The following is a 25,239-nucleotide window of genomic DNA, read 5'->3' as shown; positions in this document are numbered from 1 at the left end:
CGCGACCATGGCGATCAGCGTTTTCGACCTGTTCAAGATCGGCATCGGTCCCTCGTCCTCGCATACGGTGGGACCGATGCGCGCCGCGCAGGTGTTCGTGAACGGCCTGAAGGACGCCGGCCTTCTGGGTGCCGTCGCAAGCGTGAAGGCCGAGCTTTTCGGTTCCCTCGGGGCAACGGGCAAGGGGCACGGCAGTGACAAGGCCGTGCTTCTTGGTCTGGAAGGGGAGGCGCCCGACCTGGTCGATCCGGAACAGGTCGACAGCAAGCTGGCGCGCATCCGCGGCGAGCAGCGGTTGCTGCTCGCGGGCGAGCATCCGATCGCCTTCGTCGAGCGCGATCATCTGGTGATGCACCGCCGCCAGTCGCTTCCCTTTCATCCGAACGGCATGCGAATCACCGCCTTCGACGCTGCCGGCGAAACGCTGCGCAGCAAGGTCTATTACTCGGTGGGCGGCGGTTTCGTGGTCGACGAGAGTGCTGCCGGGGCCGACCGCATCGTGCAAGACACCACGCCGCTCGCGCACCCTTTCCGCAGCGGAGCCGAACTGCTGGAGCGCTGTCGCGCGAGCAATGCGTCGATCAGCCAGTTGATGCTCGAGAACGAGCGCGCCTGGCGCAGCGATGCGGAGACCCGCGCCGGCTTGCTGCGGATCTGGGACGTAATGCAGTTGTGCGTGCGTCGCGGCTGCGAGAGGGAGGGCATCATGCCCGGCGGCCTGAAGGTCAGGCGGCGTGCCGCGGAGATGTACCGCAAGCTCTCCAGTGCACCCGAGGCGAGCCTGCGGGACCCTCTGACGACGATGGACTGGGTCAACCTGTACGCGCTCGCCGTCAACGAGGAAAATGCCGCGGGCGGCCGTGTCGTCACCGCGCCGACCAACGGCGCGGCCGGCATCGTGCCTGCGGTGCTGCACTATTACAGCCGTTTCATTCCCGGTGCGAGCGAGGAGGGCGTGATCCGGTTTCTGCTCACCGCCGGCGCGATCGGCATTCTTTACAAGGAAAATGCGTCGATCTCGGGCGCGGAGGTCGGTTGCCAGGGCGAAGTGGGCGTGGCCTGCTCGATGGCGGCCGGCGCCCTCACCGAGTTGATGGGTGGAACACCGGAGCAGGTCGAGAACGCCGCCGAGATCGGCATGGAGCACAATCTGGGCCTCACCTGCGACCCGGTCGGCGGCCTCGTGCAGGTGCCCTGCATCGAGCGCAACGCGATGGGCTCGATCAAGGCGATCAACGCCGCGCGCATGGCGCTGCGGGGAGACGGCAAGCACTTCGTGTCGCTCGACAAGGTCATCAAGACCATGCGCGATACTGGTGCGGACATGAAGACGAAGTACAAGGAAACCGCCCGCGGCGGCCTCGCCGTGAATGTCATCGAATGTTGATGATCTTTTGTCATGTAACGAAGGAAAAAAGATGAGCGACACTCACTCTGACGCGCCGCTGCTGCGCACCCCCCTTTACGACCTGCACGTTTCGCTCGGCGCCAAGATGGTGCCCTTCGCCGGTTACGAGATGCCCGTCCAGTACCCCACGGGCATCCTCAAGGAGCACATCCACACCCGCACCCAGGCCGGCCTGTTCGACGTGTCGCACATGGGCCAGGTCTTTCTGCATGGTCCCGACGCCGCCGCGGCGCTCGAGACGCTGGTGCCGGTGGATATCATCGATCTTCCGCAAGGCATGCAGCGCTACGCCATCTTCACCAACGAGGCTGGCGGCGTCATGGACGACCTCATGGTGGCCAATTTCGGCGACCGGCTGTTCGTCGTGGTGAATGCGGCGTGCAAGGAGCAGGACTTCGCGCACATGCAGAAGCACCTCTCCGGCCGCTGCCGGGTCGAGGTGCTGGCAGACCGCGCGCTGCTCGCGCTGCAGGGCCCGGCCGCTGGCGCGGTGATGGCGCGTCTTGCGCCGGAAACGGCAAAGATGGTGTTCATGAACACCGCGACCGTCACCCTGGCGGGTGCGGAATGCTACATCAGCCGCTCCGGCTACACGGGCGAGGATGGTTTCGAGATCTCGGTGCCGGCGGACAAGGCCGACGCGCTTGCGCGGGAGCTGCTGGGCCAGCCCGAAGTCGCCCCGATCGGCCTGGGTGCGCGCGACTCGCTGCGACTCGAGGCGGGCCTATGCCTGTACGGCCATGATCTCGACCAGAACACCACCCCGGTGGAGAGCAGCCTGCTGTGGGCACTGTCGAAGGTGCGTCGCGCAGACGGCGCGCGCCCCGGCGGCTTCCCCGGTGCCGACGTCATCCTCGGCCAGATCGCCGGCGGCGTGTCGCGCAAGCGCGTCGGCCTGCGTCCCAACGCCCGGGTGCCGGTGCGCGAAGGCGCGGAGATCGTTGACGGGCAAGGGCGCAAGGTCGGCATCGTCACCAGCGGCGGCTTCGGCCCGACGCTGGAAGCGCCGGTCGCAATGGGCTACGTCGAAACCGCCCTCGCCAAGCCGGGCACGCACCTGTCGGCGATCGTGCGCGGCAAGCCGGTTCCGGTCGAAGTCGCCAGCACGCCTTTCGTCCCGCAGCGTTACCACCGCGGCTGAGATCCGCCGCGGCAGGAGCGGGTCAGCCCGGCCAGACGCTCGATTCGGCGCCGCCGTCGACCTCGATCACTTTGCCAGTGACCCAGCCCGAGGCCGGGGTGGCAAGATAGAGCGCGGCGGCGGCGATGTCCTCGACTTCGCCCAGGCGCTTGAGCGGCGTGTTGTTGATCATGCCTTCGCGCATGTTGGCGGGCAGCGCGCGATCGAGCGCTGCGGTCATGATCGGGCCGGGGGCGATGGCGTTGACACGCACCGCGGGCGCGAAGTCCTGCGCGAGCAGGCGGGTGAGCTGGGTGAGCGCAGCCTTGGCCGTGCCATAGGCGCTGAAGTAGGGCTGGGCGTAGCGTGCGGCGCCCGAGGTGATGTTCACCACGTTGCCGCCGCCGCTCTCGCGCATGTGCGGAACGCACAGGCGGGTGAGTTCGTAGGCCGAGCTGACGTTGAAACGGAAGACACCTTCGAACTTGTCGGCGGACATCTTCAGTGGATCGTTGGGGCCGGAACCGCCGGCGTTGTTCACCAGGTGGGTGATGCGGCCGAAGGCCTTCAGCGCCGCGTCCACCACGCCGCCGAGCTGGGGCAGGTCGGTGACGTCGCAGCTCACCGCGATCGCGCGCCGGCCCATCGAGCGGATTTCCTCGGCCACGGCCTCGACGTCGCCCAGCGTACGCGCTGCACACACCACATCGGCGCCAGCCTGAGCGTAGGTCAGCGCGATGGCGCGGCCGATGCCGCGGCCCCCGCCGGTGACGATGGCAACCTGATTGTCCAGCCTGAAGCGGTCGATGATGTTCATGCAGTCTCCTGTGCGCGTTTGTGCGATATCGGGTTTCGGGATGGGGGCGGCGACAGTGGTCAGCGTGGCGCCCACAGGTCGGGCATGCCCGGATCGCTGCTGGCGATCAGGCGCTTGAGCAGCAGCTTCAGCGCCATCGCGTCGCCAGGGCCGAGCCGGCTTGCCATGTCCTCTTCGACGGCCTTCGCCAGCGCGATCTGGCGCAGCGAGGCCTCGCGCCCGTCGGCGGTGAGCACGTAGCGCACTTTGCCGGGCTCGTGCTCGATGGCGACAAGGCGGTGCGCCTCGAGTGTGTTCATCGACTCGATCGTCGCCAGCATCCCGGTGTAGCCGATGAAGGCATTGATCTCGTCCAGCGTCAGGCTGTCGCGGATCGAAAGGACAGACAGGACGAAGAACGAACGCTCGTCGAGCGCCTGCGTGCTCAGCAACTGCCGCAAGGCGTGCAGCATCTGGTAGTGGCTGCGGCCGAGCAGATAGCCGAGCAGATCCTCGGTGTAGCTGCAATCCGGCGGCGGGGTGGATCCCAGGCGCACTTCGTCGCGCGGCTTGCGCGCGGCCAGCGCATACTGGCCCGCCTGGTACACCAGTGGCGGGCGCGTGCTGCGATCGTAAGCCAGTACCTCGCCGACGAAGATCACATGGTCCCCGCCGTCGTAGCTGAAGGCGGTCCGGCACTGGAAGCGCGCGGTGCAGTCGGTGAGCAGTGGCGCATTGCTGACGCCTTCCTCCAGCTCCAGCCCGGCAAACTTGTCCTCGCCCTGGCGCGCGAAGCGGCCGGACAGCGCTTCCTGATCCGCCGACAGCACGTGCACATTCCAGTGCTTGGAGCTGGCGAAGGCTTCAAGGCTGCGCGCATTCTTCGCCAGGCTCCACAGCACCAGCGGCGGATCGAGCGAGACGGAGTTGAAGCTGTTGGCGGTGATGCCGATCGCCTCGCCGCCGGCAGTGCGCGTGGTGATGATGGTGACGCCGGTGGTGAAGGTGCCGAGCGCCGCACGAAAGTCCTGTGGGTCGAAGCCTTTTTGCGTCGTCATGTCGTGTCTCGCAGGAGCGGGGAAATTCGGATCGAGTATGGGAGTCGCTCCCGGCCTGAGCATCGTCCCAACGGACTACCGCTGCGGGCGCGCCGGATGTGTGGCGTGCGGCCGGCGATCGTCCGATCGGACTAAGCGGTTTCGGCGGGCACGGGTTAAGTTGCGCCCGAGGCGCCGACGCGCACCTCTACCATTTTCCTGACCGGAGCGATTGTCGTGACGAAACAGATCATCAGCACAGTGGCAGGCCTTGCCGGCCTGCTCGAGCAACAGAAGCAGGCGTTCGATCGTGCCGGCGCGGTCGGCATGGCCGATCGCCGCCGGCGCATCCAGACGGCGGTGGACCTGCTGGTGAAATACCACAAGCCGCTGGTCGAGGCGATGGACGCCGACTTCGGCGGACGCCCGCGAGGCTACTCGCTGATGAACGACGTCATCGGCTCGCTCACCTCGCTCAAGTACGCCCGCGACCATTTCGAACCCTGGATGGCAAACGAGCCGCGTGCGCCGTTCCCGCCCTACGACCAGTTCGGCGCACAGGCGTGGGTGATGTACCAGCCCAAGGGCTCGGTCGGCATCATCGGCACCTGGAATGCGCCGCTGTTCACCCTGTTCAGCCCGCTGGCCAGTGCGCTCGCAGCGGGCAATCGCGCCATCCTCAAACCGTCCGAAGTGGTCCCGCGCACGGCCCAGGTGGTGGCCGAGGCGGTGGTCGACATGTTCGATCCGCTCGAGGTGGGCGTGGTCACCGGTGGCCCCGACATGGGCGAGGCGTTCACTTCCCAGCCGTTCGACCACATCGTGTTCACCGGAAGTACTCAGGTCGGCAAGGCGGTCATGCGCAACGCGGCGGATAACCTGGTGCCGGTGACGCTGGAACTGGGCGGGAAGTCGCCCACCATCGTTGCCCGTAGCGCCGACCTCGCGACAGCGGCCTTCCGCATCGGCGTCGCCAAGGCCAGCAATGCCGGCCAGTTGTGCGTGAATCCGGACATCGTCTATGTGGCACGCGAGCAGCTCGAGGATTTCGTGGCGGCGCTCAAGCGCACCTTCGGCGAGTTGTTCCCGAGCGTGCCGGGCAACCCGGACATGGTGGCGGTGGTCAATCCGCGCCATCTCGCGCGCGTCGAGTCGTATGTCAGTGACGCCACACAGGCTGGCGCCCGCGTCGAATGCGCGCCGGCGCCGGTGGCGACCGACACGGCCGAACGCCGCCGACCGCTCTCCATCGTCATCGATCCGCCGTCCACCGCGAAGATCATGCACGAGGAGATCTTCGGTCCGGCGGTAGTGGTCAAGCCCTACGACCAGATCGACGAAGTGATCACCGACATCAACAGCCGCCCACGTCCGCTGGCGCTCTACTACTTCGGCGAGGACGCCGGCGAGCAGCAGCGCGTGCTCGAGCACACCCTGTCGGGCGGCGTCTGCATCAACGAGGCGATGTTCCATGCGGCGATGGAGGATGCTCCGTTTGGTGGCGTGGGGGCGTCCGGCATGGGCCATTACCATGGCCGAGAGGGTTTCCTCGAGTTCAGCCATGCACGTACCGTGTTCAAGGCGCCGGCCTATGATCCGCGGCGCGAATGGGGCCTGCTGCCGCCCTACTCGGAGCAGTTCCTGGCGATGATGGAGGCGCAGGTCACGCCCTGACGTTCGCCTGGGAAGGTCTGAAGAAAGCCGCGTCGGCCGTTCGGTCGGCGCGGCTTTCTTCCGCGTGGGCGGCGCGTCAGCGCGCGGCGGCGGCGCGACCGGCCTGGCGGCCGAAGAAAGTCGAGTCGCCCAGCGACATGCCCGAGCTGTAGCCTTCGCCCCAGCGCGGCAGGCCACAGGCGCAGCGACCGGCGGCGTACAGGCCGTTGATCGGTGCGCCATCGGCGTCGAGCACCTCGCCGCCGGGCCGGGTGTGCAGGCCGCCCATGGTGAAGGCGTGGGCCTTCATGTCGCCGGCGCAATAGCTCAGCGCTGCGAATGGCGGCTCGGTGAGCGGGCGCAACCAGTCCGCGGCCTTGTGGAACAGCGGGTCCTGTCCGGCCGCAGCGTTGCGGTTGAATTCCGCCACCGTGTGCACCAGGGTGCCCGCCGGCAGGGCCAGTTCCTGTTCGACTTCCTCCCAGGTTTCGCCCACCGCCGCCACCCGGATGTCGGGTTCGATCACCGGCCGGCCGAAGATCTCGTTGTCCACCAGCAGCCAGGCCTTGCCCTCGGGCTGGCGCAGCACGTAGTGGCCGACGCGGCCGTGGTAGGCATCCTCGTTGATGAAGCGCTCGCCGCGTGCATTGACGAAGATGCCCTTGACCAGCGACGCGGGCGGGAAGAAGGGAATGGTGGCGAAGAACTGGTCCATGTGGATGGTGGCGCCGCCGACGCTCATGCCCATGCGGATGCCCGAGCCGTCGTCGTTGCCGCCCGACACCACCTCGCTGCAGGCCAGCGCGGCCGGAGCGAAGCGTGCGACCATCTCGCGATTGACGATGAAACCGCCGGCGCACAGGATCACGCCCTTGCGTGCGCGGACATGCTGTTCCTTGCCCTCGATACGCACGACGACGCCGACCACGTTGCGATCATCATCGACGATGAGGCTCAGGGCCCGACTGTTGCAATGCACGACGGCGCCGACCGCTTCGGCGCGCGCGCACAGCTTCTCCATCAGGATCTTGCCGCCGCCCCAGCCCTTGAACTGGGCGGTGTGGCCGCGCGGCGCGGGTTTCGCCCTGGCGCTGAATGGCCATGCCGCCTCGCTGCCCGACCACAGCAGGGTGTCGTCGGTGGTGGGCTCGATCCACTTGCCCGGCAGGTAGGTGCCCTTGAACGGTACGCCCTGCGCTTCCAGCCAGTCGAAATGACCGGCTGCGCCCTCGGCATAGATGCGCACGCGCTCGGCGTCCGCGCCGGGGCCACCGGCCATCATCAGGTAGGTGTAGAGGTCCTCGGTGCTGTCCTCGAAGCCATGTGCCCGCTGCACGCGGGTGCCGCCGCTGCCGCCGACATAGACTTCGCCGCCCGACCACGATGCGCTGCCGCCGGGTGCTGCGGCAACCTCGAACACATGCGCGGCGGCGCCGGCCGCACGCGCTTCGATCGCGGCGCAGCTTCCGGCCGCGCCAAGACCGATCACCACCACATCGGTGTCGATGTCCCATCGTGGCACGTCCGCAAGCCGGCAGGGGCGGCCGGGGGAGGGTGTCTTGTTCTGTGTCTGCGTCATGCCTGGCTCCGTTGGTTGCAGTTCTGCGCGATGTTGGTCACCGCCGGCATCCCGCACATCCTTCGATTGAACGATGTCGCCCGCCGGCTGCGGGCGCGGCTGCGCCGCAGGGCGTCTCTAGTCCGCATTGACGATGAAGAGGCGGATTGCTGAAGCGAATATCCCGTGTATCGAAACAGCAATCAGGGGTGGGTCGTGAGCTTGCAGAACCAGACTCAGACGGAATGGGACGTCATCGTCGTCGGCTCGGGTGGAGGTGCGATGACGTCGGCTGTCATTGCCGCCGACCAGGGGCTCTCGGTGCTCGTCGTCGAGAAGAGCGACAAGTTCGGTGGCACGACGGCGATTTCCGGCGGCGGCATCTGGATTCCCTGCAATCATTACTTCGTCGCGAAGGGCGGCAAGGACGGCTACGACAAGGCGCTGCAGTACATCCTGAGTGCGTCCGGTGGCCGGGCGGATGAAGCCAAGGTGCGCGCCTACCTCGACCACGCGCCGAAAATGATCAAGTACCTGGAGGAGAAGTCCCGGGTGCGCTACGCGGTGGCCGAGAAGTACCCCGACTACTACCAGCACCTGCCCGGAGCATTGCCCGGGGGGCGCTCGCTCGACCCCGAGCTGTTCGACACCAGCGTGCTCGGCGATGAACTGGACAGCCTGCGCCGCCCGTCGGCGTCGACGCTGCTGATGGGGCGCATCGCCTGGACGGCGCGCGACGCCCACGTCGCCATGGCGCGTGAAACCGGCTGGCGCTTCAAGATCCTGGGGTTGATGCTGCGCTACAAGCTCGATTTCAAGTGGCGCCGCAAGACGCGGCACGACCGCCGCGCCGGGCTGGGCAGCTCGCTGGTGTGCGCACTGCGCGCCTCGCTGCTGGATCGCAAGGTGCCGCTGTGGCTGAAGACGGATTTCCGCGATCTGGTGCTCGAGAACGGCCGCGTGACCGGCATCAAGGTCGTGCGCGACGGCCGCCCGATGACACTGAGCGCGCGGCGCGGCGTGATCCTGGGGGCCGGCGGTTTCGAGCAGAACCAGGCGCTGCGCGAGAAATACCTGCCGCAACCGACGAAGACGGCGTGGAGCGCGACGCCTCCCGGCAACAACACCGGCGCACCGCTGGAGGCCGGCATGGCGGCCGGCGCGGCGACCGACCTGCTCGAGTGGGCGTGGTGGGCACCGACGATTCCGGTGCCGGGGGAGGACAAGCCGCGCGGCGTGTTCGCCGAGCGCGCCTTTCCTGGGGCGATCGTGGTCAACAGCCTGGGACGGCGTTTCTGCAACGAGGCGCAGGGCTATCTCGAGTTCGGCGCGGCAATGTACAAGGACCGGGAAGCCACCGGCGGCCACAACGTGCCCGCCTGGTGCATCTTCGACGCCCATTTCCGCTTCAACTACGCCATGGGGCCGCTGATGCCGGGCCAGATCATGCCCGATGGCCGCCTGCGCAAGGAGTGGCTGGGAGCCATGTACTGGAAGGCGGACACGCTCGACGATCTGGCCCGCCAGATCGGCGTCGAACCGGCAGGCCTTGCCCAGACCGTGACGAAGGTGAACGAGTACGCGCGCAGCGGCAAGGACGAGGATTTCGGTCGCGGCGGCAACGTGTTCGACCGCTACTACGGCGACGTCAATGTCAAGCCCAACCCCTGCCTGGCGCCCATCGCCAAGGGGCCCTTCTATGCGATTCGTATGGATGCGGGAGACATCGGCACCAAGGGCGGCCTGCTGACCGATGTTCACGCCCGTGTCGTTCGTCCCGACGGCTCGCCCATCGAGGGGCTGTACGCCATCGGCAACACCTCGGCCTCGGTGATGGGGACCGGTTATCCGGGCGCGGGCGCCACCATCGGGCCGGCGATGACCTTCGGTTACATCGCCGCCCACCACATCGCCCAGCACGCAAACGATCGCGGCTGAAACGCACTCTGGAGACGGGACATGGCAGGACGGATGGAAGGCAAGGTCGCGCTGGTGACCGGCGGCGCGAGCGGCGTTGGCCGCGCGACGGTGGAATCGTTCGTGAAGGAGGGCGCCCGGGTCGTGCTCACGGACCTCAATGTCGACGCGGGCGAGGCGCTCGCGGCCGCGCTCGGGGGCAAGGCGCTGTTCATGCGCCACGACGCGACCTCGGCGGACGACTGGGATGCGGTGATGGCCATGGTGCGCGAGCGTTTCGGCCGCCTCGACGTGCTGGTGAACAATGCCGGCATCCTGCTCAAGGGGTCGATCGAGGACGCCACGCTCGATGACTGGCAACGCCTGATGCGGGTCAATGCCGACAGCGTGTTCCTCGGCTGCAAGGCCGGCGTCGAGATGATGAGGACGAGCGGCGGCTCGATCATCAACATGTCCTCGATCGCGGGCATCGCCGCCAAGGACGACTACGCCGCCTACGGCGCCTCGAAGGCCGCCATCGCCGGCCTCACCCGTGCGGTGGCCGCGCACTGCCGCAAGGCCAGGTACCGCATCCGCTGCAATTCCATCCATCCCGACGGCGTCATGACGCCGATGACGGCCGGTTCGTACCCGAAGGGCGTCGACCCGGCGCGCTTCACCATCGACGCCGACCCGATGAACCGCGCCTGCCTGCCCGAGGACGTCGCCGCCGCGATCCTGTTCCTGGCCGAGGATGGCTCGCGCGCAGTCAATGGCATCGAGCTGCGCGTCGACAGCGGCCAGTTCGTCATGAGCATCTGATCCCGTCGTTCCGGAAACCCAATGACCGTACACTTCGTTCCGCCCCTCGCCCGCACGCTCCCTGCACTGGTTCTCGAGGCCGCGCAGCGCCACGCCGGGCGCGCTTTCATCGAGGATGGCGACACCCTCATCGACTATGCCGATCTGCCTGCGCGGGTGCTTGCCGTCAGCCGCGGGCTGATTGCTCACGGGATCGCACCGGGCGACCGCGTCGCCATCTGGGCGCCCAACCGCGCGGAGTGGATCCTGGCCGCGCTGGGCATCCAGTGCGCCGGTGCCGTGATGGTGCCGATCAACACCCGCATGAAGGGAGGCGAGGCGGCCGACATTCTCGAACGCAGCCGCAGCCGGGTGCTGTTCGTGGTCGATCGCTTCCTCGACGTCGACTACCCGGCGATGCTCGCCGGCTGTCGCCCGACGACGCTGGAAAAGATCGTCGCCATCGGCGCCTGCGGCGACCATGCCGATCTGGACTGGGCCGCCTTCCTGGCGGCCGGCGCCGACGTGGCGGAATGGGAGGCGCGCGCACGCGCTGAGGCGGTAAGGCCGGACGACGTATCCGACCTGATGTTCACTTCCGGCACCACCGGTCGCCCCAAGGGCGTCATGAGTGCGCACCGGCAGATCATCCAGGCTTTCATCGAGTACGTGAAGATCGCCGGCATCCAGCCCGGCGACCGCTACCTGATCGTCAATCCCTTCTTCCACGCTTTCGGCTACAAGGCCGGCTGGGTCACCTGCCTGATCGCCGGCGCCACGGTGCTGCCGCATCCGGTGTTCGACGCCGAGGCGGTGTTCCGCCGCATCGAGGCCGATCGCATCAGCGTGCTGCCCGGACCACCGACGCTCTACCTGTCGATGCTGGCGCATCCGCGGCTGGCGCAGACCGATCTGTCCAGCCTGCGCGTGGCGGTGACCGGCGCCTCCACCATTCCGCCGGTGCTGATCGAGCGCATGCGGCGCGAACTCGGCTTCAAGGTGGTGCTGACCGCATACGGCCTCACCGAATGCGGCGGCCTGGCCACGATCTGCGCTGCGGACGACGACGCCGAGACGGTCGCGCTCACCAGTGGCCACGCCATTCCCGGCACCGAGGTGCGCATCTTCGATGCCGACAACCAGCCCGTGCAGGCGGGCGAGGCCGGCGAGATCTGCCTGCGCGGCTTCCATGTCATGAAGGGCTATTTCGAGGACGCGAAAGCCACTGCCGAGACCATCGACGAGGAAGGCTGGCTGCACACCGGCGACATCGGCACGCTGGATGCGCGCGGCTACCTGCGCATCACCGACCGGCTCAAGGACATGTTCATCGTCGGCGGCTTCAACTGCTATCCGGCCGAGATCGAGGCCGCGCTGACCTCGCACCCCGCAATCGCCCAGGTGGCGGTCATCGGCGTGCCGGACGAGCGCATGGGTGAAGTGGGCTGCGCCTGCGTCGTGCTGCGCCCGGGCGCCACGCTGGACGAAGCCGGCCTGATCGCCTGGTCGCGCGAGAACATGGCCAACTACAAGGTGCCGCGCCTGGTCCGCTTCTACGATGCGCTGCCGGTCAATGCGTCGAACAAGGTCGCCAAGAACGAACTGCGCGCGCTGGTCCGTGTTCCTGCGTGACGGTCGCCCGTCGCTGCAAAGTCAGAAGAACTGGAGCGAGACGCCCATGTACGAATCCAGTGCGGTCTTCACGCCCTTGCGGCTGGGACCGGTCACCCTGCGCAACCGCTTCATCCGCGCCGGGGCCAACGAAGGCATGGTGCTCGACGGCGCGCCGACCAAGGCGCTGGTCAAGCATCACCGCGACATGGCTGCGGGCGGCGTCGGCCTCACGACCGTCGCCTACGGGGCCGTCGCCAAGGTGGGGCGCACCCTGCCCAACCAGGTGTGGATGCGGCCGGAGATCCTGCCCGACCTGCGCGCGCTCGCAGACGCGGTGCATGCCGAAGGCGGCGCGATCTCCTACCAGCTCACCCACGGCGGCTCCTTCGTCACCTCGGTGAAGGTCGACGGGCCGACGATGAGCGCCTCGGGCGGCTTCAACAAGGCCGGCCTGATGCGCGGCAACCTTTTCCAGCGGGAAATGACGCGCGCCGACATGGACCTGGTCATCCAGCAGTTCGTCGACGCTGCCGAGCTGTGCCGCCAGGCCGGCTTCGACGCGGTCGAGATCCACATGGGCCACGGCTACCTGCTCAACCAGTTCATCTCGCCGCTCTCCAACAAGCGCAAGGACGAGTACGGCGGCAGCGCGGAGAATCGTGCCCGTTTTCCGGTCGAGGTGCTGCGCCGGGTCAAGGAGAAGGTCGGCGACCGGATGGCGGTGCTGGCCAAGATCAACGTCGCGGACGGTGTGCCGGGCGGGGCCACGGTCGAGGATGCCATCGTCACCGCGCGCCTGCTGCAGCAGGCCGGCGCCGACCTGCTGGTGCTGTCGGGCGGGCGCAACATCGAGTCGGGCTGGTTCATGTTCGGCAGCAACTTCGACATGGACGAGATGAAGAAGGTGCTCAAGGGCAGCTGGCTGACCGGGCTGATGATGAAGCTGTCGCAGCTTGGTACCCCCAAGGTCCAGTTCCGCGAGATGTACTTCCTGGAGTACTCGCGCCGCATCCGCGCCGCGGTCGACATTCCGCTCGGCTACCTCGGCGGTGCGCGCTCGCTCGCCAACGCCGAGCAGGCCATGGCCGAGGGCTTCGATGCGGTGGTGATGGCGCGGCCGCTGATCCACGATTCGCAGCTCATCAACAAGTTCCAGAGCGGCAAGCTCAAGGTTTCCGGCTGCATCAACTGCAACCGATGCGTGCCCTACATCTATCACCCGGCGGGCACCATGTGCGTGCTGAACCCGCCGAATGACCCCGCGCTCAACCAGGTGCGCGCAGGCGTTTGAGGCGCGACGCCGGCGCGGCACAATTCGCCGGATGAGCACGCCCGACCTCTCTCCACGTTCCACGCTGTGGGCCGACCTGCGCGCCGCGCTGCGCGGCACCGACGCCGACTACACGCGCATTCCGCTCAAGCGCGCGGTGTTCCTGCTCGCCGTGCCGATGATGCTCGAGCTGGTGCTCGAGTCGACCTTCGCGGTGGTCGACATCTTCTTCGTCGCCAAGCTCGGGTCGTCTGCGGTGGCCACCGTCGGGCTCACCGAAACCTATCTGTTCCTGCTGTACTCGATCGCGATGGGCCTGGCGATGGCGGTCACCGCGATCGTCGCCCGCCGCATCGGCGCGCATCGGGGCGAGGAGGCTGCGCTGTCGGCGGTGCAGGCCATCGTTCTGGCGGTGCTCGTCTCGCTGCCCTTCGCGCTGGCCGGCATCGTGTGGGCGCAGGAGCTGCTGCGCCTGATGGGCGCGGACGCCTGGGCCATCGAGCACGGCTACCGCTATACGCAATGGATGCTCGGCGGCAATGCGGTGATCCTGCTGCTCTTCGTCATCAACGCCATCTTTCGCGGCGCGGGGGACGCGGCCGCGGCGATGCGCGTGCTGTGGGTCGCCAATGCGCTCAACATCGCGCTCGACCCGATCCTGATCTTCGGCCTGGGACCGATCCCGGCGCTCGGCATCGAGGGCGCGGGGATTGCGACCAACATCGGGCGCGGTGCCGGCGTGCTGATGCAGGTGTGGATTCTCGTGCGCGGCAGCGAACACTTGCGCATCCGCCGCGCCAGCCTGCGCTGGCATGGCGCGACGCTATGGCAGATCGTGCGTACCTCGCTCGGCGGCATCGGCCAGATGATCGTGTCGATGACCGCCTGGATCTTCCTGATGCGCATCCTCGCCAGCGTATCGACCGAGGCCGTTGCCGGGGCGACGATCACGATCCGCATCATGATGTTCACCCTGATGCCGGCCTGGGGCATGTCCAACGCCGCCGCCACGCTGGTCGGGCAGAACCTCGGCGCCGGTCAGCCCGAGCGCGCCGAGGCCGCGGTATGGCGCATCGGCTGGATGAACATGGTGTTCACGCTCGCCGTGTCGGTGGTGTTCTTCTTCCTGCACGACGAACTCGTCGCCCTGTTCACCGACGACGCGCAGGTCATCGCCATCGGCGGCGAATGGCTCGCCATCCTGTCGTATTCCTACTTCGTCTACGGCTGGTGGATGGTGTCGGTGCAGGCCTTCAACGGCGCCGGCGACACGATGACGCCGACCTGGATCAACCTGGTGTTCTTCTGGGCGATCCAGATCCCGCTCGCCTGGGCGCTTGCGCTGCCCTTGGGCTGGGCGCACTCGGGCGTGTTCTGGGGCGTGTTCATCTCGGAGACCGGGGTCGGCCTGTTCACGCTGTGGCTGTTCAGCCGCGGACGCTGGAAGGCGACGCGCCTCTGAGCGACGACGCGCCCTCGATCCTCAGGCGGTGATGCCGCCGCCGTTCAGCGGCACGATCTGGCCGGTGACCCATTCGGCTTCGCGCGAGGCCAGGTAGGCCACGCCGGCGCCGACGTCGGCGGGCGAGCCAGCGCGCGGGATGATGCAGTTCTTGCGCGCCAGCTCCTCGGAGCCTTCCCAGTTGTTCATCGTGCCGAGCGACAGCGCATTCACATTCACGCCCTTGCGCCCGACCTCGGCGGCGAGCTGGCGCACGAAACCGACCACGCCCGCCTTCGAGGCGGCGTAGGCGGCGATGCCCATCGGCACCGCGGCGCGCCAGGACTCGGAGGTGATCGCCACGATGCGGCCCCACTTCTTCTCGATCATGCCGGGCAGCACGGCGTGGCAGCCATTCATCAGGCCGTACATGTTGAGCTTGACGAAGCGCTCCCAGTCCTCGGGCTTCGATTCGATGAACTTGCCATAGCCCATGCCGGTGGTGGGCACGCCGGCGTTGGAGACGTAGATGTCCACGATGCCGGCCTGCTCGCGCACGGCGGCCACCATCTTCTGCACCGCCTCGTGGTCAGTCACGTCGGCGGGCGCCGCCAGGGCCTTGAGCCCGGCGGCGCGCAGCTCGGCGGCGGCGGCCTCGGCGCGCTCGGGGAAGAAGTCGTTGATCGCAACCGTGGCGCCCTGGCGGGCCAGGGTCTCGGCCACGCCACGGCCCATGCCGCGGCCGGCGCCGGTGACGATGGCGACGCAGCCGTCGAGGCGGAAGAGGCCTGCATTCGGGGCGGTGTTGGAGGCGGCGGAGGCTTGGGTCAGGGGCGAGTCGGACATTGCGCGGTGTTCCTGTCAGGTGTGGAAAACGGGGGTGGGCGGAGTGGGGGAGGCGGAGTCGGGCGGGCGCAGCCGGTGCCGGGCGGCATCGGCGAGCGCCGTACGGGCTTCAGCGCCCCTCGAACTTCGGCGGCCTCTTCTCGATGAAGGCCTGCATGCCTTCCTTCTGGTCGCGCGAGGCGAACAGCAGGGCGTTGGCGCGGCGCTCCATCGCCAGCGCGGTCTCGAGCGGGGCGTCCATGCCCAGCAGGATGCATTCCTTGATCTGCTCGGCGGCGAGCGGCGGCATCGCGGCAACCATGCGCGCCAGCTCGATCGCGGTCGGAATCACCTGGTCGTCGGCCACCAGGTCGCTCACCAGGCCGGCGGTCCACGCCTCGTGCGCGGTGATCGGCTTGCCGGTGAGGGCCATGCGCATCGCCTTGACCTTGCCCACCGCGCGCACCAGGCGCTGGGTGCCGCCGATGCCCGGCATGATGCCGATGCGGATCTCGGGCTGGCAGAAGCGCGCGCCCTCGCCGGCGACGATGATGTCGGCCAGCATCGCCAGTTCGCAGCCGCCGCCGTAGGCGTAGCCGCAGACCGCGGCGATCACCGGTTTGGGGCAGTGCTGGATCGGTCCCCACACGCGCTCGGTGTGGCGCTGGATGATCTCGATCGGGCCGACGCCGGCCATGCTGGTGATGTCGCCGCCGGCCGCGAACACCTTCTCGCCGCCGGTGAGCACGATGCAGCGCACCGTGTCGTCCGCCGCCAGCTCGGTGAAGCGCTGCGACAGCAGGGCCTGCAGCTCGAGCGACAGGGCGTTGGTGGCCTGCGGGCGGTTCAGGCGCAGCAGCGCGACGCCGCCGTCGAGGCGTTCGAGCAGCAGGGGCGAAGCGGTTTCGGACGACGGTGTCGGGTCTGTGGTCATGGAGCCTCCAGGAACGCCCCCGGGGCGCGACGTCCCGTGCGGGCGCGGCAACCGGGGAAGGGGATGGGACGGATGTTCCGTCCTCCACGCAAGGCGCTCATCGTCCGTTCAGACGAAGAATGGCGCGGGGGGCGCACCTAGACTCGCAGGCATCAACCATCGTGGAGAAGTGCATGAACAATCAGGCTTCGACGGGCGCAGCGGCGCTCGACTACCGCGGCAAGGTCGTGCTCGTGACCGGCGGCACCAAGGGCATCGGCGCGGGCATCGCGCGCGGCTTCCTGGCCGCGGGGGCAGCGGTGGTCGTGTGCGGGCGCAACGCGCCCGAGGCGCTGCCCGAGGCCGGCGGCAGGACGGCCGACTTCATCCCTGCCGACGTGCGTGACATCGAGTCGCTGCAGGCCCTGTTCGCCGCCATCCGCGAGCGCTTCGGCCGCCTCGACGTGCTCGTCAACAACGCCGGCGGGGCGCCCTTCGCGCTCGCCGACAAGGCCTCGCCGCGCTTCCACGAGGGCATCATCCGCCTCAACCTGATCGCACCGCTCAACGTCGCCCAGCAGGCCAATGCGCTGATGCAGCAGCAGGCCGAAGGCGGCGTGATCATCTTCGTGGGCAGCGTCGCCGCCTCGCGGCCTTCGCCGGGCACCGCCGCCTATGGCGCGGCCAAGGCCGGCGTGCTGTCGCTGGCGTCCTCGCTGGCGGTGGAGTGGGCGCCCAAGGTGCGCGTGCTGGCGATCAGCCCGGGCCTGGTGCAGACCGAGCAGGCGCACCTGCACTATGGCGACGAGGCCGGCATCGCCGCCGTCGGCGCCACCATCCCCGCCGGCCGCATGGCCACGCCGGACGACATCGCCAACGCCTGCCTGTACGCCGGCTCGCCGATGGCGGCCTACTTCGCCGGCACCAACCTGCTGCTGCACGGCGGCGGCGAGCGGCCGGCCTTCCTGGCGGCGGCCAATTCCGGCGAGCAGCACTGAGCGGGTGGCGCCGCGCCCGACGCGGGCGCGCGGCGCCGCCGTCGTCCTCAGCGCGGGGCGCGCTGCCCGGCGAGGGCAGGCTGCCCGCGCTCGGCATATCGCCGCGCCATCACCGCGCACACCATCAACTGAATCTGGTGGAACACCATCAGCGGCAGGATGGCCAGGCCCGCCGCGCCACCGCTGAAGATGATCTGCGCCATCGGCACGCCGGTCGCCATGCTCTTCTTCGAGCCGCAGAACACGATCGTGATCTCGTCCTCGACATCGAAGCCGCACACGCGGGCGAGCCACGTCGTGGCGAGCAGCACCAGCGCGAGCAGCACCACGCAGCACACCACCAACTGCGCCAGTGCCGAGGCCGGAACGACGCGCCACAGCCCGTCGAGCACCGCCGCACCGAAGGCGGTATAGACCACGAGCAGGATCGACCCCTGGTCGACCACGCGCAGCCAGCGCTGCCGGCGCGCCACCCAGTCGCCGATCCACGGCCTCAGGGCATGGCCGGCGGCGAAGGGCAGCAGCAACTGCACGCCGATCTTCACCACGGCGTCCCCGAGCGGCACGCCGGCGCCGGTGCTGCCCAGCACCAGGCCCGCCAGCAGCGGCGTGAGCACGATGCCGACCAGGCTCGACGCCGATGCCGCGCACACCGCCGCCGGAATGTTGCCGCGCGCGATCGAGGTGAAGGCGATGGCCGACTGCACCGTACCGGGCAGCAGGCACAGGTAGAGCATGCCGAGCCAGAGCCCTTCGCCGAGCAGCGGACGCAGCACCGGCCCGAGCGCGAGGCCGAGCAGCGGGAACAGGGCGAAGGTGCACAGGAACACCAGCAGGTGCAGCCGCCAGTGCATCGCGCCGTCGATGATGGCGCGGCGCGAAAGCCGCGCGCCGTGCAGGAAGAACAGCAACGCGATGCCCGCGTGGGTCAGCCAGTCGAAGAGCACGGCGAACGCGCCCTGCGCGGGCAGGACGGTGGCGATCACCACGACAGCGGTGAGCATGATCGTGAAGCGATCGAAGAGCAGGCGCAGGAGGTTCATGTCGATCCGGGATTGGGCGGGGAATGAGCGGGAAGGGCGGTGAAGAGCGGGAAGGGGTGACGGGCAGGCCGGCCAGGCCGCAAAGCCTGCGCGCTTGTGGGTCAGCCTAACGGAGGGCGATACTTCCGGCTAACGCCAACCGACCATTGAATATCGGCGACCAGACATGCCACCCCCTGCGTATGACGATCTTGTCGGGCTCGCCGCCCTGCCGCGCCCGGTTTTCGGTCACGCGGAGTCGGTCGCCAATCGCGCGCTCGGCTATCGCCACGCCCATCCCTGGGTCCAGTTCGCGTATGCGGTGGCGGGCGTTCTCGACGTGCGCACCGACAGCGGGCGCTTCATCGCGCCGCCACAGCGCGCGGTGTGGATCCCGGTGGGCGTCGCGCATCAGGTGCGCTGCTTCGCCGACACCGAGATCCGCAGCCTGTACATCGAGCCCGCGGCCGTGCCCGGCGCGCAAGGCGGCTGCCGCGTGCTCGCGGTGAGCCCCTTGCTGCGCGAGCTGATCCGCGCCTTCGGCGCCTTGCCCGCGGAGTATGACGAGCACGGACCGGGCGGCCGGCTCGCCGCCGTGCTGCTGGACCAGGTGGCCACCGCGCCCGCGCTCGGCCTGATGCTGCCGCTGCCGCAGGAGCCGCGCCTGCGCCGGGTGTGCGAGGCGCTCGAGGCCGAGCCCGATTCGCGGGACGGGCTGGCGGCCTGGGGCGCGCGCCTGGGGTGTTCGGAACGCACGCTGGCGCGGCTTTTCCGCGAGCACACCGGCCTGAACTTCCGGCTCTGGCGTCAGCGCCTGCGCCTGATCAGCGCCTTGCCCCTGCTCGAGGCCGGCGAGCGCGTCACCGACGTCGCCATCGCCTGCGGCTACGACTCGGTGTCTGCCTTCATCGCCAGCTTCCGCGAGCACTTCGGCGCGACGCCGGGGGAGTTCGCCGGGATGCGAGGGGATGAGTGATGCCGGTGAAGTGTGATGCCGGCGAAGTGGAAGAATGCAATGCGATCGTGGTGACAAGTTGGCGGATCGGCATGTGCGCCGGATCGGGCGGATCCAGAGGTCATGGACCGGCCCTGGCCGCGATCAACGGCAGCTATGCGGATACGGATTCCAATAGGAGGAAACGACCCGAAGCAGACCGCCCCTGCTCTTCAGGAGCCGACGGATGGCGGGCTGCCGTTCATCTGAACCGGACGACGCACCAGATTACTGGATCGAGGCCCAAAGGCGACCGGCGTTCAGGTAACCGGACACAAACGGCCGGCGGCTCTTCTGCTTTCCAGGTCACCGGTACCGGGGCAATCTGGCGCCATTCGCGGTTGATGCTTGCGTGTTCTGCCACAGTTACCGAGGGGGCTCACAGACATCCAATATCACCCCCCGAAGCCAGCGATGCACCGGGTCCCCGTGCAGCCTCGGGTGCCAGAACAACGATACGGTAATCTCTGGAGCGGGGAAGGGCAGGACAAACGAGTACATGCCGTCGCGCAGGTTCCCAGTGTGGCGTTCGGGCACGCTGGCGATCAAGTCCGAGGCCCGCGCCAGCGCCACGGCAGTCGAAAAGCCGCCGACGGTGGTGACGACGTTGCGCTGCAGACCCAGGACAGCCAGCGTCTCGTCGACGGGGCCGTGCGGCATGCCGCGCCGCGAGAGGCCGATATGCCGCCCCGCGGCGAATGAGGAAGGGGTGATCTCCGTGTGACAGAGCGGGTGTGCGGCGCGCACCACGCCGATGAAGCGGTCGCGGAACAGCGCCTGCACACGAATCTCGGGGCCCATGCTGCTGCCGAGGACGCCGGTTTCCAGATCGACCGTGCCGTCGCGCAGTGCGCTGCTGTCGCGGTCGAGCTTGGGCACGAAGCCGAGGCGGATGCTCGGCGCCGCCTCGGCCACGCGGGCCAGCAGCGACGGGCCGAAGTTCTCGACGAAGCCTTCGCTGGTGCGCAGGGTGAAGCTGCGTTCCAGCGTCGCCAGATCGGGTTTTTCCGCCGGACGCAGCGCAGCTTCCACGTCCTGCACCAGTTCGCTCACCTTCTCCCGCAGTTCCAGCGCACGCGGTGTGGGCACGAGCCCGCGTCCCGCACGGACCAGCAGCGGATCGCCGGTCGTCTCGCGCAGGCGCGCCAGCGCGCGGCTCATGGCCGAGGGGCTGAGCCGCAGGCGCTCGGCTGCGCGTGCCACGTTGCCTTCGTCCAGCAGCACGTCCAGCGTGAGGAGCAGGTTGAAATCGGGCCTTGACATGCGCGCACGATAGCACGGCATCCGCATACATGGCGTTTCATGCACTGATTTACTGCAAACCGTGCGTCTTCCGCCTTGCTGGCCGCCTTTCTACCATCAGGACATCGTGTTCGAGGAGCCGAAAAATGGATTGGAAAGGCGTGCCCGGTCGGGCAGATCGAGAGGATGTCGGCGGGTGCGTCGCGCCCGTCGGCAAGGCGCACACCGTAGTGCGTAACGCCGGCGCCGACGGCTCCCGAGCCGCCATCGAGTCCCCATCTAGTCCCCCGTACGCGGCAGGAACTTGTCATGAGCAACCTTGATCATCCGCTTGGCGCGAAGGCGCCGCAGAAGGCCGCCGCGCGCTGGGCGCTGGCCAGTCTGTCGCTGTCCATGTTGCTGTCCTCGCTCGGCACCAGCATCGCCAACGTGGCGCTGCCGACGCTGGCGAAGTCCTTCGATGCATCCTTCCAGGCGGTGCAGTGGGTGGTGCTGGCCTACCTGCTCGCCATCACCAGCACGATCGTCGGCGTCGGGCGCCTGGGCGATGTCATCGGCCGGCGCCGACTGCTGCTCGTCGGCATCGCCGTGTTCACCGCGGCCTCCGTGCTGTGCAGCGCAGCACCCGGCCTGGGGTGGCTGATCGCCGCGCGCGCGCTCCAGGGCATGGGGGCGGCCATCATGATGGCGCTCACCATGGCGCTGGTGGGCGAGGCCATACCCAAGGAGCGCACCGGCCGCGCCATGGGCCTGCTGGGCACCATGTCCGCGGTGGGCACGGCGCTGGGGCCGACCCTGGGCGGCGTGCTCATCGCCGTCGGTGGCTGGCAGGCGATCTTCCTGATCAAGCTCCCGCTCGGCGTGGCGACGCTGGTCCTGGCGCTGCGCGCCCTGCCGGCCGATGCCCGCTCCGCCGCCGCCGCGCGGCCGCCGTTCGACAAGGCTGGCGTGGTCGTCCTGGCCATGACGCTCGCAGCCTATGCGCTGGCAATGACACTCGGCAAGGGGCGTTTCGGGGTCGTCAATGGCGCGCTGCTGCTCGCGACCATCGTCGGCGGCGCGCTGTTCCTGCGGGTCGAAGCGCGGGCGCAGGCGCCGCTCGTGCGGCCGGGGCTGTTCCGCCAGGGCGCGCTTGGCGCCGGGTTCGCGATGAGCGCGCTGGTCACCGCCGTGGTCATGGCGACGCTGGTCGTGGGTCCGTTCTACCTCGCCAGCGCCTTCGCCCTGGATGCGGCGCGGGTGGGCCTGGTGATGTCGGTCGGGCCGCTGGTGGCGGCGCTCTCGGGCATGCCCGCCGGGCGGCTGGTGGATCTCTTGGGCGCACAACGGATGACCATCGCCGGCCTGGGGGCGATGGCACTGGGCGCTCTTGCGCTGCCCGTGCTGTCCGCTAACGTAGGGCTGCCCGGTTATGTCGGTGCGCTGGCCGTCATCACCTCCGGCTATGCGCTGTTCCAGGCGGCGAACAACACCGCGGTGATGACCCGCAGCAGCGCCGACCAGCGCGGCCTCGTCTCCGGCCTGCTCAACCTGTCGCGCAACCTCGGGCTGATCACCGGCGCGTCCTTCATGGGCGCGGTCTTCGCCTTGGGCGCGGGCGCCTCCGACTTCACTTCGCTCGCTCCGCAAGCGGCCACCTCCGGCCTCGCGGCAGCCTTCGCCGTCTCCGGTGGCTTCGTGTTGAGCGCGCTGCTGATTGCCGTGCGCTACACCGTCGGAACTCGGCGCACAGAGCCCCTGCGCGCCGAGTGATCGGCGACCGCCTTAACCCGCAGGTGCCCGCACTTCACCTGCCACCGTTCGAGCGCGCGTGCGCGCGAGCCGCAGGCTCAGCACTAGTGCCAGCACGATGAGGCCGAGCAGCATGTAGCCCACGTTGCTTAGAGCGGCGTTCAGGCCGGCGACGTTCGCGTCGGTGAGCACGGCGTCGGCCGACAGGCCATGTTCCCTCAGTCGGGCGGCGACGTCGGCCGGCACTTCGCGCGCGCGGCTGCCGGCGGCGCGCGCCAGCGCCTCCAGGCTTGCCGCGTCGAGGCCGAGCGCGGCGGTCTGGCGGCTGATCGCGGCCTGGGTGGCGTAGGCCAGGCTGGCGCCGAACACCGCCAGCGACAGCGACGAGCCGGTGGGGCTGCCGAGGTCGCGGAACATGCTGAACAGGCCGCTGCCCGCGCCCATGCTCCTGGCCGGCACCGCGCCCAGCGCCAGCTTCATGATCGCCGGCGTGTTGCAGCCGATCGACAGGCCCATGATGCAGGCCACCACGATCACCATCCACAGCGGCGTGGCGACGTCGATATTGAGGAAGAGCAGGGTGCCGCCCAGGCTGGCGAGCATGGCGACGATGACCAGCACGCGCGGTTCGACGCGGTCGACCAGCTTGCCGGCGATCGGCGAGCTGATGAGTCCGCTGCCGTAGAGGAAGAGGGTCACGAAGCCGAACTGCGCCGCCGTGCCGCCCGGTCGGTTGTTGATGAAGAAGGCCAGCGAATAGACGATGCCGCTGGAAAAGATCATGTGCAGCCAGTAGATCGCCGAAGGCGTGGCGAAGGCGCCGCGCGCCAGGATGCCGAGATCGATCACCGGGTTCGGCGTGCGCTTGCTGTGCCGCCACAGCATGGCCAGCGCGCTGACGCCCACGATCACGATCGCCCAGGTGATCGGCGATTCCTTGCCGAAGTTGGTCGCCCAGGTGGGCAGCGAGAGCAGGGCAGCGATGACCGCGAACAGCAGCATCGCGCCGGTGGAGTCGAAGGCGCCCTGCTGCTTGGCGGGGGCGATCTCGGGCACGAGCAGACGCACCGGAATCAGGCCGATCAGGGTCAGCGCGCCGCTGATCCAGTACACGCTGGGCCAGCCCAGGCGGTCGATGAGCAGGCCGCCGAGCAGCCCGCCCGAGGCCGCGCCGAAGGTCATGGTGAAGGCGAGGATGCCCAGCGCCATGCCGCGCTTGTTGTCCGGGAACAGGTGGGCCGCGTAGGCGAACACGCCGGGCAGGATGCAGGCCGCGCCCAGGCCTTGCACGAAGCGCGCGCCGAGGAAGAAGGCGAAGTTGGGCGCCCAGGCGGCGGCGAACTCGGAGGCCGCGAACACCAGCATGCCGATGGTGATCACCTTCTTGCGCCCGTGCTGGTCGCCCAGCCGGCCCATGATGGGGGCGAATACCGTCAGCGCCAGCGAGTACAGGATCAGCACCAGCGCCGCCATGTTGACCGGGATGCCGAAATGGCGCGTCACGCTCGGCAGGGCAGGGGCCTGGAAGGCGGCAGCCTCGATGGTGATGAAGGTGCCGAACAGCAGCGCGGCATACACCGCCCAGGCTGAGCGCGCGTCGGTACGTGAGTCCATTTGCTGTCTCCGTCTGCAGCGCACGCGGATGCGCGCCGCCTTTTTGTGTCGGCCGGATGGTCCTGCCCGAGGGGTGAGGGCACATCGTCCGATGGGACTAAAGCGAACTCGGAAAACGGCGCCGAATGTCGGGTCTCGGCCGCCTTGTCCATCGTCCGTTCAGACGAAGTGCCGCAGACGGTCCTGCTCTTAGACTCGCTTCAAGCGCTGCGAAAGGACGATCAATCCCAAGGGTGACCGTTCCGCTCGCAGCAGGGTCCAGCAGGCGCGGCGGCAACGGCTCGGCGCCTCACACAACTGCAGGAGACGAACTTGGCTGAACAGGAATGGATGTCCGAAGTGCGTGCCAAGGTGGGTCGCGAGTACGGTCGCGTCTACGCCTGGGACGAGGTGAACGCGCCGATGATCCGGCAGTGGTGCGAGGTGATGGGCGTGGACAACCCGCTCTACCTCGACGCCGACTATGCCGCGACCACCGAATTCGGCGGCATCGTGGCGCCGCCGGCGATGCTGCAGGCCTGGTGTCTCGAAGGCCTGCACATGAACAACTACGCGCCGGGTTCGACCGACGAGAACCCCTACGAGGTGCTGAAGACCCTCGAGGCGCGCGGCTTCCCCTCGGTGGTGGCGGTGAACTCCGATCTGAGCTTCGAGCGCTACGTGAGGCTGGGCGAGAAGCTCTACTACACGACGCGCCTCGATGCAGTGGGCGAGGAGAAGACCACGGCGCTCGGCACCGGCTACTTCGTCACCCTGATCATGAGCTTCTTCTCGCAGAAGCCCGCGGGTGACGCGGGGGGTGACGAGCGGGTCGGCCAGTTGCTGTTCCGCGTCTTCAAGTTCCGCCCCGCCAACGTGCCCAAGCCGGTGGAGAAGGGTGCGGCAGCCGCGGTGCCCAAGTTCAAGCGTCCGAAGCCCGGCGTCAGCGACGACACCCGCTTCTTCTGGGAAGGCGTCGATGCCGGCAAGCTGCTGATCCAGCGCTGCACCTGCTGCAGCACGCTGCGCCATCCGCCGGCGCCGGTGTGCATCAAGTGCCACTCCTTCGACTGGGACACCGTCGAGGCGTCCGGCAAGGGCAGCATCTATTCGTTCGTGGTGATGCACTACCCCGAGGTGCCGCCCTTCGAGCACCCGAATCCGATCGGCCTCATCGAACTCGACGAGGGCGTGCGGCTCGTTGCCGGCCTGGTCGGCGTCAAGCGCGACGAGATCCAGATCGGCGCGCGCGTGCAGGTCGAGTTCCAGTCCTTCGACGACGGCGAACTGACCCTGCCGATGTTCCGCCCGATCGCGGCCTGAGGAG

At 68.6% G+C, this 25,239-nt stretch carries 20 protein-coding genes; 12 read left to right on the top strand and 8 right to left on the bottom strand.

Annotated elements, in window-relative coordinates:
• The first annotated feature begins 7 nt into the window (after nt 1-7).
• Nucleotides 8-1,387 carry an L-serine ammonia-lyase gene (locus GH664_RS14780; protein ID WP_153168849.1) on the top strand — a complete coding sequence of 460 codons (1,380 nt, stop codon included), beginning with the start codon at nt 8-10 and terminating at the stop codon, nt 1,385-1,387.
• Between the two features lie 31 nt (nt 1,388-1,418).
• Nucleotides 1,419-2,549: a glycine cleavage system aminomethyltransferase GcvT gene (gcvT, locus tag GH664_RS14775; protein ID WP_153168848.1), complete on the top strand. Its 1,131-nt coding sequence runs from the start codon at nt 1,419-1,421 to the stop codon at nt 2,547-2,549.
• 22 nt (nt 2,550-2,571) lie between these two features.
• On the opposite strand, the gene GH664_RS14770 is transcribed toward gcvT, so the two are convergent.
• Both GH664_RS14770 and GH664_RS14765 read right to left on the bottom strand, forming a co-directional pair.
• A complete protein-coding gene (locus tag GH664_RS14770) occupies nt 2,572-3,345 on the bottom strand; it encodes a glucose 1-dehydrogenase (RefSeq protein ID WP_153168847.1) in 774 nt (257 codons plus the stop codon).
• 59 nt (nt 3,346-3,404) lie between these two features.
• Nucleotides 3,405-4,382 carry a flavin reductase family protein gene (locus GH664_RS14765; protein ID WP_153168846.1) on the bottom strand — a complete coding sequence of 326 codons (978 nt, stop codon included), beginning with the start codon at nt 4,380-4,382 and terminating at the stop codon, nt 3,405-3,407.
• A gap of 216 nt (nt 4,383-4,598) precedes the next feature.
• Here GH664_RS14765 and GH664_RS14760 point away from each other — a divergent pair, with 216 nt between their 5' ends.
• Entirely contained in the window at nt 4,599-6,035 is a 1,437-nt protein-coding gene (locus GH664_RS14760) for a coniferyl aldehyde dehydrogenase (RefSeq protein WP_153168845.1), read from the top strand.
• A 76-nt stretch (nt 6,036-6,111) separates the two neighbouring features.
• Here the strand turns inward: GH664_RS14760 and GH664_RS14755 are convergent, their stop codons facing one another.
• Nucleotides 6,112-7,593, bottom strand: a complete 1,482-nt coding sequence (locus GH664_RS14755) for an FAD-dependent oxidoreductase (RefSeq protein WP_153168844.1) — start codon at nt 7,591-7,593, stop codon at nt 6,112-6,114.
• Between the two features lie 195 nt (nt 7,594-7,788).
• On the opposite strand from GH664_RS14755, the gene GH664_RS14750 reads away from it, so the two are divergent.
• Genes GH664_RS14750 through GH664_RS14730 form a run of 5 tightly spaced genes read left to right on the top strand, consistent with a single transcriptional unit; the run spans nt 7,789 to nt 14,615 of the window.
• Nucleotides 7,789-9,510: an FAD-binding protein gene (locus GH664_RS14750; protein ID WP_153168843.1), complete on the top strand. Its 1,722-nt coding sequence runs from the start codon at nt 7,789-7,791 to the stop codon at nt 9,508-9,510.
• 21 nt (nt 9,511-9,531) lie between these two features.
• Nucleotides 9,532-10,290, top strand: a complete 759-nt coding sequence (locus tag GH664_RS14745) for an SDR family oxidoreductase (protein ID WP_153168842.1) — start codon at nt 9,532-9,534, stop codon at nt 10,288-10,290.
• Nucleotides 10,291-10,311: 21 nt separating this feature from the next.
• Nucleotides 10,312-11,901 carry a FadD3 family acyl-CoA ligase gene (locus GH664_RS14740; RefSeq protein WP_153168841.1) on the top strand — a complete coding sequence of 530 codons (1,590 nt, stop codon included), beginning with the start codon at nt 10,312-10,314 and terminating at the stop codon, nt 11,899-11,901.
• A 46-nt stretch (nt 11,902-11,947) separates the two neighbouring features.
• The gene (locus GH664_RS14735; protein ID WP_153168895.1) at nt 11,948-13,174 is read left to right on the top strand and encodes an NADH:flavin oxidoreductase; all 1,227 of its coding nucleotides are present in this window, start codon (nt 11,948-11,950) and stop codon (nt 13,172-13,174) included.
• A gap of 31 nt (nt 13,175-13,205) precedes the next feature.
• The gene (locus tag GH664_RS14730) at nt 13,206-14,615 is read left to right on the top strand and encodes an MATE family efflux transporter (RefSeq protein WP_153168840.1); all 1,410 of its coding nucleotides are present in this window, start codon (nt 13,206-13,208) and stop codon (nt 14,613-14,615) included.
• Between the two features lie 21 nt (nt 14,616-14,636).
• Here the strand turns inward: GH664_RS14730 and GH664_RS14725 are convergent, their stop codons facing one another.
• Nucleotides 14,637-15,440 carry an SDR family NAD(P)-dependent oxidoreductase gene (locus tag GH664_RS14725; RefSeq protein ID WP_153168839.1) on the bottom strand — a complete coding sequence of 268 codons (804 nt, stop codon included), beginning with the start codon at nt 15,438-15,440 and terminating at the stop codon, nt 14,637-14,639.
• A gap of 109 nt (nt 15,441-15,549) precedes the next feature.
• Nucleotides 15,550-16,353, bottom strand: coding sequence for an enoyl-CoA hydratase (locus GH664_RS14720; RefSeq protein ID WP_153168838.1), 804 nt, complete (start codon nt 16,351-16,353; stop codon nt 15,550-15,552).
• A gap of 173 nt (nt 16,354-16,526) precedes the next feature.
• Between GH664_RS14720 and GH664_RS14715 the strand changes: the two genes are divergently transcribed.
• Nucleotides 16,527-17,330 (top strand): SDR family oxidoreductase, encoded by an 804-nt coding sequence (locus GH664_RS14715; protein ID WP_153168837.1) that lies wholly within the window; start codon nt 16,527-16,529, stop codon nt 17,328-17,330.
• Nucleotides 17,331-17,377: 47 nt separating this feature from the next.
• Here the strand turns inward: GH664_RS14715 and GH664_RS14710 are convergent, their stop codons facing one another.
• Nucleotides 17,378-18,373: a bile acid:sodium symporter family protein gene (locus tag GH664_RS14710; protein ID WP_153168836.1), complete on the bottom strand. Its 996-nt coding sequence runs from the start codon at nt 18,371-18,373 to the stop codon at nt 17,378-17,380.
• Between the two features lie 166 nt (nt 18,374-18,539).
• Here GH664_RS14710 and GH664_RS14705 point away from each other — a divergent pair, with 166 nt between their 5' ends.
• Nucleotides 18,540-19,328 (top strand): helix-turn-helix transcriptional regulator, encoded by a 789-nt coding sequence (locus GH664_RS14705; RefSeq protein WP_153168835.1) that lies wholly within the window; start codon nt 18,540-18,542, stop codon nt 19,326-19,328.
• 384 nt (nt 19,329-19,712) lie between these two features.
• Here GH664_RS14705 and GH664_RS14700 read toward each other — a convergent pair whose 3' ends face one another.
• Complete coding sequence (locus GH664_RS14700; RefSeq protein ID WP_153168834.1) at nt 19,713-20,609, bottom strand: LysR family transcriptional regulator; 897 nt, start codon at nt 20,607-20,609, stop codon at nt 19,713-19,715.
• Nucleotides 20,610-20,897: 288 nt separating this feature from the next.
• Here GH664_RS14700 and GH664_RS14695 point away from each other — a divergent pair, with 288 nt between their 5' ends.
• Complete coding sequence (locus tag GH664_RS14695; RefSeq protein WP_228111537.1) at nt 20,898-22,340, top strand: MFS transporter; 1,443 nt, start codon at nt 20,898-20,900, stop codon at nt 22,338-22,340.
• Between the two features lie 12 nt (nt 22,341-22,352).
• Here GH664_RS14695 and GH664_RS14690 read toward each other — a convergent pair whose 3' ends face one another.
• Entirely contained in the window at nt 22,353-23,933 is a 1,581-nt protein-coding gene (locus tag GH664_RS14690; RefSeq protein WP_153168833.1) for an MFS transporter, read from the bottom strand.
• 312 nt (nt 23,934-24,245) lie between these two features.
• Between GH664_RS14690 and GH664_RS14685 the strand changes: the two genes are divergently transcribed.
• The gene (locus GH664_RS14685) at nt 24,246-25,235 is read left to right on the top strand and encodes an OB-fold domain-containing protein (protein ID WP_153168832.1); all 990 of its coding nucleotides are present in this window, start codon (nt 24,246-24,248) and stop codon (nt 25,233-25,235) included.
• Nucleotides 25,236-25,239: the final 4 nt, after the last annotated feature.

The organism is Thauera sp. 2A1, from assembly GCF_009469595.2.
Taxonomy (GTDB): domain Bacteria; phylum Pseudomonadota; class Gammaproteobacteria; order Burkholderiales; family Rhodocyclaceae; genus Thauera.
Note: the sequence above shows the minus strand (reverse complement) of the source record. Positions and strands in the feature narration are given on the sequence as shown.

Coding starts and splice junctions, on each gene's coding strand:
- GH664_RS14780 (WP_153168849.1), top strand. CDS start 8: ATGGCGATCAGCGTTTTCGACCTGTTCAAGATCGGCATCGGTCCCTCG.
- gcvT (WP_153168848.1), top strand. CDS start 1,419: ATGAGCGACACTCACTCTGACGCGCCGCTGCTGCGCACCCCCCTTTAC.
- GH664_RS14770 (WP_153168847.1), bottom strand. CDS start 3,345: ATGAACATCATCGACCGCTTCAGGCTGGACAATCAGGTTGCCATCGTC.
- GH664_RS14765 (WP_153168846.1), bottom strand. CDS start 4,382: ATGACGACGCAAAAAGGCTTCGACCCACAGGACTTTCGTGCGGCGCTC.
- GH664_RS14755 (WP_153168844.1), bottom strand. CDS start 7,593: ATGACGCAGACACAGAACAAGACACCCTCCCCCGGCCGCCCCTGCCGG.
- GH664_RS14745 (WP_153168842.1), top strand. CDS start 9,532: ATGGCAGGACGGATGGAAGGCAAGGTCGCGCTGGTGACCGGCGGCGCG.
- GH664_RS14740 (WP_153168841.1), top strand. CDS start 10,312: ATGACCGTACACTTCGTTCCGCCCCTCGCCCGCACGCTCCCTGCACTG.
- GH664_RS14735 (WP_153168895.1), top strand. CDS start 11,948: ATGTACGAATCCAGTGCGGTCTTCACGCCCTTGCGGCTGGGACCGGTC.
- GH664_RS14730 (WP_153168840.1), top strand. CDS start 13,206: ATGAGCACGCCCGACCTCTCTCCACGTTCCACGCTGTGGGCCGACCTG.
- GH664_RS14725 (WP_153168839.1), bottom strand. CDS start 15,440: ATGTCCGACTCGCCCCTGACCCAAGCCTCCGCCGCCTCCAACACCGCC.
- GH664_RS14720 (WP_153168838.1), bottom strand. CDS start 16,353: ATGACCACAGACCCGACACCGTCGTCCGAAACCGCTTCGCCCCTGCTG.
- GH664_RS14715 (WP_153168837.1), top strand. CDS start 16,527: ATGAACAATCAGGCTTCGACGGGCGCAGCGGCGCTCGACTACCGCGGC.
- GH664_RS14710 (WP_153168836.1), bottom strand. CDS start 18,373: ATGAACCTCCTGCGCCTGCTCTTCGATCGCTTCACGATCATGCTCACC.
- GH664_RS14705 (WP_153168835.1), top strand. CDS start 18,540: ATGCCACCCCCTGCGTATGACGATCTTGTCGGGCTCGCCGCCCTGCCG.
- GH664_RS14700 (WP_153168834.1), bottom strand. CDS start 20,609: ATGTCAAGGCCCGATTTCAACCTGCTCCTCACGCTGGACGTGCTGCTG.
- GH664_RS14695 (WP_228111537.1), top strand. CDS start 20,898: ATGAGCAACCTTGATCATCCGCTTGGCGCGAAGGCGCCGCAGAAGGCC.
- GH664_RS14690 (WP_153168833.1), bottom strand. CDS start 23,933: ATGGACTCACGTACCGACGCGCGCTCAGCCTGGGCGGTGTATGCCGCG.